The 937-nt window shown below is 44.4% G+C and carries 1 protein-coding gene and 1 pseudogene; both read right to left on the minus strand.

The genetic code is table 11. The annotated features are described in order from the left end of the window. Positions 1-237: pseudogene (locus ACS8FC_RS15475) on the minus strand (5-(carboxyamino)imidazole ribonucleotide synthase); the annotation flags it as partial. Between the two features lie 197 nt (positions 238-434). After that, the coding region (purE, locus tag ACS8FC_RS15480; RefSeq protein ID WP_439297425.1) for a 5-(carboxyamino)imidazole ribonucleotide mutase at positions 435-937 on the minus strand (503 nt) is incomplete at its 5' end.

Raw genomic sequence — 937 nt, forward strand, 5'->3', positions numbered from 1 at the left:
TGTCTTTTCGAACTCTAAGGTAAAGACATCGGCGGCTGCGATAAAGTCTGCTAGTTGATCGCTATGAAACACGCGACCATATAGGCTGGCAGGGCATTCTGAATTGTCTTCTAAAAACACGCATTGGTAACCGAGTGGCATCGCGGCTTCGGCAAGCATCATACCAAGCTGACCACCGCCTAAAATACCGATGGTACGAATGGTTTGGGTAACAGGATAAGCGTTTGCTGTAGTCATGAAAGGCTCTTTGAATAAAAGTGAATGAGGTCTGTGTTGTATTAAAATTTAAAACGCAATGGGCGAAAATAGGAAAAGGTGCACGATTGGCACCTTATATCTAATATGACTTACTTAAAAATAAAAAGTGATAGCTTTTATTTTTAGGCGATCACTATAAAAGACCATGCTAAAAAAACTGGTCACTCTATATTTATTTAAGGATTGATAATACCGGGTGTTGGGCTAGCAAGAATGGTCTCAGTTTGAGTCTGACGCATCTCATCCAGCTTAGTAGCAATCGTTTCATCATGCAAGGCCAAGACTTGAATCGCAAGTAGGGCAGCATTATAAGCGCCAGCGGTGCCAATCGCTAATGTCCCAACAGCAATCCCTTTCGGCATTTGTACAATAGACAACAGACTGTCCCAACCGCTTAGCATAGAGGATTTTACAGGGACGCCAAATACAGGTAGTGGGGTTTGGCTCGCACACATACCAGGTAGATGAGCAGCACCGCCTGCACCCGCGATAATCACTTGTAGACCGTTGTCTTTTGCACTTTTGGCATAATCAAATAGTCTATCAGGTGTACGGTGGGCAGAAACCACTTCACACTCAAAGGCAACATCAAAGTCTGCTAGCAATTGTGCAGCGGCACTCATGGTCGCCCAATCAGATTGCGAACCCATGATAATGCCAACTTTTGGTTGACCAGCAG

It is taken from the genome of Psychrobacter sp. 1Y4 (assembly GCF_051847555.1).